1 protein-coding gene is annotated in these 1,064 nt (G+C 51.3%); it reads left to right on the top strand.

Features of this window, described 5'->3' with window-relative positions:
• Positions 1 to 1,064: Ig-like domain-containing protein (locus tag PAT01_RS19990; protein ID WP_154946066.1), on the top strand; the 1,064-nt coding region annotated here is incomplete at both ends.

The raw sequence follows: 1,064 nt of genomic DNA, 5'->3' as shown, positions 1-1,064 counted from the left end.
CAGATGGCACCACCATTAGCTTAACGTTTGAAGATAGCGCGGGGAATATTACGTCTATTGATACCACCGTAACCGGTGGTGTCTGGAGCGTTGAAGCTCCAGATGCGTTAGCAGAAGGTAACTATGAAGTTACCGCCAGTGTGACGGATAGCGGTGGTAATACAAGTTCTGTAACTGAAATAGGCTTAATCGACACCACTATCCCAGCGATTGAAGTGAATGAGCTAGTTGTTACCAATGATACAACCCCAACGATCACCGGCACCTCGAATGCACCGCAAGGCAGCACCGTAACGGTTGAAATCACCGATAGTAATAATGTGACCCATACGGTTACAACGACCCTAGGAGCTAATGGCACGTGGAGTGTGGCTGCCTCACAAGTAGTTGCTGAGGGCAACTTTACCGTAAGTGCAAGCGTAAGCGATGCAGCGGGTAACACAGCGACCGCCACAGGCGCAGGGGAGGTTGATACCATTGCGCCAACGCTTGATTTAACCAGCCCAGGTTCAAGTAACGACGTAACCCCAACGCTAAGCGGCACCAGTGATGCACTAGAAGGCACTGTGATCACCTTTACCGTTACCGATGATTTAGGGGCAGAGCAAACCTTTACGACGACTGTGGATGCGAGCGGCAACTTCTCAATCGAAGTGCCAAACGCATTGGCTGAAGGCCCTTACAGCATTGAAGCGACTATTAGTGATGCGGCGGGTAACAGCACTGATATCTCTGGCAGCGGTAACATCGATACCACCGCGCCAAGTGTGAGTGTGGATGCACCAGCGCTCACCAACGACAGCTCACCAACGGTTACGGGCACCAGTGATGCTCCAAACAGCACCGTTACGATAACCTTTACCGATGCAGCCAATGCCGTACAAACTATTGATGTACAAACTGATGCCAATGGTAATTGGAGTGCGACACCAACCAGCGACTTAGCAGAAGGCAACTACAGTGTTAGTGCCAGCATCACTGATGCCGCTGGTAATACCGGTACAGGCAGTGATACGGGCGAAGTGGATGTGACGCCACCAACCCTTGCCTTTACACCGACCTTT

The sequence above is a fragment of the Pseudoalteromonas atlantica genome, from assembly GCA_007988745.1.
In the GTDB taxonomy this organism is placed as follows: Bacteria; Pseudomonadota; Gammaproteobacteria; order Enterobacterales; family Alteromonadaceae; genus Pseudoalteromonas; species Pseudoalteromonas atlantica.
Note: the sequence above shows the minus strand (reverse complement) of the source record. Positions and strands in the feature narration are given on the sequence as shown.